Raw genomic sequence first — 7,468 nt, 5'->3', positions numbered from 1 at the left:
GGGCCTGACCGCGCCGGCCAGCGCCGCACCCGAGTCGACCCCGCCCACCGCTACTGAGACGGCGGCGTCGATGCCCACGGCGACTGCATCGGCGCCGCACCCCGTTCCGACCGAGGCGTCCATCGAGCGGCTGCGCGCGGTGCCGCGCCTTCTGCCGGCCGTAGACCCGCTCGACGAGCCTTTCGGCGTCCAGCCCAGCGCGCTCGTGATCGAGGTCGGTGACGCCGGTGGTGCGGCGCTGGTCCGCCACCTCAGGGAGCGCGGCATCTCGGTCGAGCGGATCGCGATCGGGTCCCTCGCGGGCTCCGACGCCGCCGGCCTCCTCGGCTGGGACGGTGCCGCGGTCGAGGCGGCGCTCGCGGCCGTCGCCGGATCGGTCCGCCTGGACCTCTGCCTGCTCGCCCTCGGCGCTCCGGCATCACCGGGCGCCGGATCCGGGGCCGAGCCGGACCGCGCCGGGGAGGACGATCGAGCCGGGATCGGCGCCACCGGCCTGGCCGGCTTCGACGTCGCCGCGCGTGGGCTCGCCGACGCCATCCTGGCCACGAAGGGGGTCGTCGTACCGCTGCGGGCGGCGGCCTCGGCAGGCCGGCGCGCGGCCTTCCTCACGGTGACGCGGGTCGACGGGCTGCTCGGCCATCGAGGCGGGTCCTCGATAGCCGGGGCGGTCACCGCGGGGGTCACCGGGCTGGTGAAAACCGTCGCGCTCGAGGCACCTGAGCTGGTCTGCCGGTCGGTCGACGTCCATCCGGCGCTCGACGACGACACCTTCGCAGCGGCCGTCCTGGCGGAGGCCGTCGATTCCGCCCGGGACGTCGTCGAGGTCGGTCTGGATTCCGAGGGACGCCGCTGGTGCGTCGAGTATGTCCAGGGCGGGGTGACCGGGGCGACTGGGGTGACCGAGGCGACTGAGGCGACCGGGGCGACCGCCCCGGCGGCGTTCCGGCCCCCGGTGGGCCCGGAGGACGTCCTGGTGGTGACCGGCGGAGCCCGCGGAGTGACCGCGCGCTGCGTCGAGGAGCTGGCGCGCCGCGCCTCCTGCGAGTTTGTCCTGCTCGGACGCACGAATCTGGTTGAGGAGCCGGGCTGGGCGGCCGGAGTCGAGGATGACGGCCTCAAGGCGGCGTATCTCGCCGGGGCCCGTGCCGAGGGACGCAAGGTGCGGCTGCCCGACGTCGACGCCGCGGCTGCCGCCGTGATCGCCGTCCGGCAGGTGCGAGCTACCCTCGGTGATCTTTCCGCGACCGGCGCGCGGATCCACTACCAGGCTGTGGACGCCTCGGATCCGGTGGCGACGGCCGCGGCGCTCGCGCCCTGGCGTGACCGGGTCACCGGCGTCGTGCACGGCGCCGGCGCTCTGGCCGACGCGATGCTCACGGACAAGACCGTCCCGGCCATCCGGTCGGTGCTCACCCCGAAGCTCGCCGGCCTGCGCTCCGTGCTCACGGCGCTGGAGGGCGCACCGCTGCGTCATCTCGCGCTGTTCGGTTCGGTCGCCGGTGTCTTCGGTAACCCGGGGCAGGCCGACTACGCCACGGCCAACGAGGCGCTGACCAGGGTCGCGGCCTGGGCCCGGACCGGGCTCACCGGCCGGGTGGTCGCCCTGAACTGGGGCGCCTGGGACGGCGGGATGGTCACGGCCGATCTGCGGGAGCTCTTCCGCTCCCGGGGCGTGACGCTGCTGCCGCCGGATGAGGGCGCGCGCCGCTTCGTCGCGGAACTCGTCGACGGCCACGGCGCGGACGGCGCGGTCCTCATCGGTGGATCCGCTCCGCTCGCGCGGACCGCGGGTGGCACGGCGCCCGCCGCGTTCGTGGCGCACCGTTCGATAGCGGCTATGGACACCGAGACGGTCATCGACCAGCACCAGATCGGGCCGGCCCCGGTGCTGCCCGCCACCGCCGGTCTCGGCTGGTTGGTCAACGGGGTCGAACGAGCCCTGCCCGGGCGCCAGGTTGTCGAGGTCCGGAACTTCATCGTGCACAAGGGGATCGTGTTCGACGGGGCGCACCTGCGGGACTACTGGCTCGACGCGCGGCCCGTCGACGGGACCGACGGTAGGCCCGGTGACGGACGTGACGGCGGGCCGGTGACGGTGTCCGCGACCGTTCGCGGGGACAGCGGCGGCGCGTTGCCGACCTCGCACTACGCGGGCACCCTCGTGCTCGCCGAGGTCACCGGGGCCACCGGGGTCACCGGGGCCGCCCCGACCGCTCCGGGCTGGCCCGCCGATGGTTACCGGCTCGGCGAGCAGGGCGAGGACGCGGCCTGGGTCTACACCGACGGGCTGCTCATCCACGGGCCGTTGATGCGGGGCATCCGGCGCCTGCTCGTGCGGGAGCCGGGCCGTCTGGTGGCTGAGTGCCGCCTGCCGGAACTGCCCTTCGCCGGCGGCGCGTTCGCGGGCGCGCTGCACCGCCCGGTCCTGTGCGACATCCTCGCCGCGGCCGGGAGCGTGCTCGCCCGGTGGACCCTGAACGAGGTGGGCGCCCTGCCTATCGAGATCGGGCACGCGGAGTTCTTCGCTCCGCTGCCGGCCAACGAGACGTTCATCGTGGTCGTCGACGACGTCCGACCCGGCCCGATGACGGTCACGGTGACCGTGACCGCCCACACCCCGGATGGACGGGTGCTGCAGCGCCTGTCCGACTTCACCTTCGTCGGCACCCCGGACATGGCGGATCTGATCCGTCAGGGGGCGCAGCGGTGGCAGTCGGGTGACCGGGCATGAGGTCCGGTCGGTGGCCGAAAGACCAGGCACTGCACGGGCGATGGGAGGGATCACGATGACCACCACGGTCGAGGCGACGCAGGACGGGCTGGGCTTCGACGGCGAGCCGACCGACGCCGCCGTCTGGGCGGCGATGCAGGCCGGCCCGGAGTTCGAGGCGCGGCCCAGCGGCACCCACCGCCATGACGGCGCCGACAGGGGCGGCGCCGACAGGGGCGAGGAGGACAACGCCGACGGGGGCAGGGAGATCACGGCCGCCACCCGCGGCGCGGGCGTCCTGAGCGGCGTGGGGCGCACGGGTGCTGTGGGTGCTACTGCTGTGGGTGTTACGGGCGTCACGGATAGCGCGCTCGGGGAGGGCCCGGCCGTCCCGGCCGCCGATGACGCCACGGCCACCCTGCGTCGGCTGCGGGCCTCGGTGGTCGCGGCCCACGCCTCGGCGATGCGCACGCAGGCCGCCCTGGCCGACCGGGCGCTGGCCGAGATGGCCGCCATCGCACCGCCCGGCGGTCGGACCCCGGCCGCCGTGGGTGATCGTGGCCGGGGTGGACCGGGGTGGGGCACCCCGGCGGTGGACCGGCCGGCCTTCCACGATGCTGGGGTTCCCGGGCACGCGGGTGCATCGGCGCCCGGCGCTCCGCCGCGGCCCGCTCCCGCGATCGCCCCCGTCGAGATCACGGCGCCTGCCGAGCTGGCGGTGGATGTCACCGTCGTGGCCCGGGACGCCGCGGCGATCGACGGTTGGGTGTCGCTGCCCGCCGTGGTCCGCCAGGCCCTGGACGAGGTGTTGCGCGGGTCGGCGCACCTGGCACCCCGGGGAGGGGGGCACTGGGTGCTGGCCCGGGCGGCTCTGGTGACCAGCGGACCGCTGCCCCGGGTCGGGGACGAGCTGCGTATTCAGGCCTCCACCCGCATCGGGGCCCCCGGCGGGTTCGACCCGGCCACGGCGGAGGTCACGCTCGCGCTGCGGGTTACCCGCGGCCCCGACGTGCTCCTGGAGGTCCTCGGCGGGGTGTTCCGGTGGCTCGAGCGGGACGGCGCGAGCCATGGTGGTTTCGCCGGGGTTGCCGGGTTCGCCGGCATCGAAGCGCCGGGGAACCCGCCCGGTTCCGCCGCCCTGGAGCCGGTGGGCGCCCCCCCCGGCTCCCGGGGCGCGCGCGGCTGGACGGAGGACGCGTTCAAACTGCCCGGCCGCACCACCCGCACCACCCTCGACGCCGGTGACCTGGACCGGCTGGCGCGCGGTGACGTTGCCGGCGTCTTCGGCGCCCGCTACGACCAGCGGGGGGTGAACCCGTCGGTGCGGCTCGCCCCCGGCGGCCCGCTGGTCGCCGTGCCGGAGTTCGCGCCGCGGGGCGGCGCAGCCGGCCGGGGCCAGCTGCGGGCCTCGGTGAGCCGGCTGACCGGCGGCGTGGCGGACCGCGACGGGCAGCCCGGTCCGACCCACCTGGCCATCGCGGCGCTCACCGCCTCCTGGCAGGCGGTGAGCGTGTTCGCGATGGCCGCCGGTCTGCACCTGGTGATCGCGGATGCGCACCTCGACGTCGCGCTGCCCGACGAGCGGCTGGAACTCCCCGACGGGCTCGGCCGGCTGTCGATCGAGATCCACGCGCCCGGCCACGGCGCCGGGCCGGCCGCCGAGGCCGGTCTGGAGCTCGTGCTGACCGTCACCGACATCGATCTGGTGCCGCGGCCCTGGCTGCGCGGTGACGTCGAGCTGCGGGACGCCCACGGGCCGGTCGCCACGATCCGCGGGATCGCCCTGGCCGTGCGGGAACGTCCGGGCACCCCTGTGGGCCCGGCGCACGGCGGCGTCCTGCCGGCCTTCCTCGGCCGCGTGGGCGCGACCGGAGAGTCGGCGCTGCTCGGTGAGCTGCAGATGTTCCACGCGGCGCGCGGCGACCTCGCCATCGCGCTCGGTCCCGAGTTCGCCTCCGCCGCGGGCCGGACGGTCTGCCGGCTGCCCGGCGGCGGCCTGCGGCTGGTGGACCGGGTCATGCGGGTGGACGGCGCGCGAGGTCAGCTCAGCGGCGGCGCGTCGATGATCACCGAGTACGACTCGCCGGCGGACTCCTGGTACTACACCGACAGCCCCAGCCCGACGATGCCGAACATCGTGCACATGGAGACGTCGCTCCAGTCGGCGCTCCTGCTGGGCTACTACCTGGGTGCGACCCTGACCGACCCGGCCAACGACTACGTCCTGCGCAACCTCGACGGCACGGCGACCGTCCGGCGCGAGGTGGACCTGGCCGGACGCACCATCCGGCAGCGCTCGACCCTGCTGTCCACGACCGTGCTCAGCGGCGCGATCCTGCAGAACTTCCAGTATGAGCTGTTCCTCGTGCCGGGCGACGGATCCGGACCGCACGGGTCCGGCGGGTCCGGCGGTGACGGCGGTGACGGCGGTGACGGCGAGCCGTTCTACGTCGGTGAGTCGTTGTTCGGCTTCTTCACGCAGCGGACGCTGGCGAACCAGAACGGTCTCGATCAGGGCGCGTTCGTGCCGACCTGGCTGGAACGCACCAGCCCGGCGCCGGCGGACCGGCGGACCATCGACGTGGCCGCCCGGCGGGCCGCGAACGCGCCGCTGTGCGCCCAGGGTGCCATGGCCCTGCTCGACCAGATCACGGTGGTGGACGGCGGCGGCGACTTCGGCCGCGGCTACCTGCACGCCGTCCGCCCCACGAGCCCGGGCGACTGGTTCTTCGCGCGGCACTTCTGGCTCGACCCGGTGATGCCCGGCTCGCTGGGCGTCGAGGCCGTCATCCAGGCGCTGCAGGAGTGGATGGTCCAGGAGGGCCTGACCGACGACCTCGTCGAGCCGACCTTCGTCGTGCCGGCCGGACTGCCGATGAGCTGGCGCTACCGCGGCCAGATCCGCCCGGAGGACGGGGAGATGACGCTGGAGGTCCACATCAAGGACGTCCGCCGCGACGGTGCCCGGGCACGGGTCGTCGCGGACGCCAGCGTCTGGAAACCCGGCATGCGTATCTACGGCCTGACCGACATCGCCGCCGAAGTGCGCGGTAGAGGAGCGCAATCATGGTGACGACGACAACGATGGTCCGTGGCGCGCCGACGACGCTGCGCCCTGGATCGGGCGGGCCGCGGCTCGCGCGTTCCGCCCAGGAGATCCACGACCTGCTTGCCCGGCTGGACGCGCCCTGCGTCGTGGTGAGCGAACAGGGGGGCGCGATCGCGGCCACCGACGACCCGGCGAGCCTGCGCGCGGCGGGGGCGACGGTGCTGGCTGTGGCGCCGCCGGCCCGCCCCGAGCGGCTGGGAGCCGCGTCCTTCCTGACCGACCACGGGGTGCGTCAGCCCTACATGACCGGCGCGATGGCGAACGGCATCGCCTCGCCGGAGCTGGTCGTGGCGATGGCACGGGCGGGCTTCCTCGCCACGTACGGGGCGGCCGGCGTGCTGCCCGACCGGATCGACGACGCGCTCGGGCGGATCCGCCGCGAGCTCGGTCCGGCGCCCTTCGCCTGCAATCTGATCCACAGCCCGAACGAGCTGGAGCTGGAACGGGCCATCCTGGCCGCCTGCCTGCGCCACGGGGTGACCTGCGTGGAGGCGTCCGCGTTCCTCGAGCTGACCCCGCAGATCGTCGCCTACCGGGCCGCGGGGCTGCGGCCGGGCGGCACTGGCGGCGTACACGTCGGGCACCGGGTGGTGGCCAAGGTCTCCCGCGCGGAGGTGGCCGAGCTCTTCCTGCGTCCCGCCCCGGACGCGCTGCTGCGCCCGCTGGTGGCGGACGGCACCCTGACCGCCGAGCAGGCCGCGCTTGCCCGCACGGTGCCGATGGCCGACGACATCACGGTCGAGGCGGACTCCGGCGGCCACACCGACCGCCGGCCGCTCCCGGTCCTGCTCCCCGAGATCATCGCGGTGCGCGACCGGATCGCCGCCGAGCTCGGCTACCGCCGCCCGCCGAGAGTGGGAGCCGCGGGTGGCATCGGTACGCCGTCGGCGGTGTTCGCCGCGTTCGCGCTCGGCGCCGCCTACGTCGTCACCGGTTCGGTGAACCAGGCGTGCGTCGAGTCCGGTCAGTCGGCGGCGGCGCGGGCGCTGCTGGCGAAGGCGGGCCCGAACGACATCGACATGGCACCGGCCTCCGACATGTTCGAGATCGGCGCCGAGGTGCAGGTCCTGCGCCGCGGCACGATGTTCGCCGGGCGAGGCCGCCGGCTGTACGACCTCTACCGCGCCCACGACTCCCTCGACGACCTTTCGGCGGAGGATCGGAACTGGCTGGAGCGTTCGGTCCTGCGCCGGTCCGTGGACGAGATCTGGGCCGATACTGTCGACTACTTCAGCCGACGCGACCCGGAGCAGATCGAACGCGCGCAGGCCAGCCCGAAGAGACGGATGGCGCTGGTGTTCCGCTGGTATCTCGGGCTGTCCTCGGGCTGGGCGATCTCCGCCGCGCCCGACCGGATCACCGACTACCAGATCTGGTGCGGCCCGTCCCTGGGCGCCTTCAACACCTGGGCGGCCGGCAGCTACCTGGCGGACGTCGACCAGCGCAGCGCGGTGGACGTCGCGGGTGAGCTGATGCTCGGCGCCGCCTACACCGGGCGGGCCGCGGCGCTGCGGTTCGCCGGGGTGCGGCTGCCGGCGCGGGCGGCCGCCTACCGACCGCCGGCCACGCGCGAGAGCTCGCCGGCGCACCGGTACGTCCTGACGGCGGGTGCCCGGTGACCGCGCCCACGACCACGACCGGGGGCACGA

3 protein-coding genes are annotated in these 7,468 nt (G+C 75.0%); all 3 read left to right on the top strand.

Going from position 1 to position 7,468, the window contains the following annotated elements; genetic code table 11:
• On the top strand, positions 1-2,731 hold a 2,731-nt coding region (locus tag AC08OV_RS11905), incomplete at its 5' end, for a KR domain-containing protein (RefSeq protein ID WP_476619664.1).
• A gap of 55 nt (positions 2,732-2,786) precedes the next feature.
• Positions 2,787-5,783, top strand: a complete 2,997-nt coding sequence (locus AC08OV_RS11900; RefSeq protein ID WP_476613259.1) for a beta-hydroxydecanoyl-ACP dehydratase — start codon at positions 2,787-2,789, stop codon at positions 5,781-5,783.
• Entirely contained in the window at positions 5,777-7,438 is a 1,662-nt protein-coding gene (locus AC08OV_RS11895; protein WP_476613260.1) for a PfaD family polyunsaturated fatty acid/polyketide biosynthesis protein, read from the top strand. Before AC08OV_RS11900 ends, AC08OV_RS11895 begins: the two co-directional genes overlap by 7 nt.
• The last annotated feature ends 30 nt before the right edge of the window (positions 7,439-7,468 follow it).

This window comes from Frankia sp. CeTa3Moorea (assembly GCF_978021225.1).
The sequence above is the reverse complement of the archived record's forward strand: the minus strand, read 5'-3'. Positions and strand labels throughout refer to the sequence as shown.

What these genes read in the sequence shown, in the direction of transcription:
- AC08OV_RS11900 (WP_476613259.1), top strand. Translation starts at nt 2,787, where the DNA reads ATGACCACCACGGTCGAGGCGACGCAGGACGGGCTGGGCTTCGACGGC.
- AC08OV_RS11895 (WP_476613260.1), top strand. Translation starts at nt 5,777, where the DNA reads ATGGTGACGACGACAACGATGGTCCGTGGCGCGCCGACGACGCTGCGC.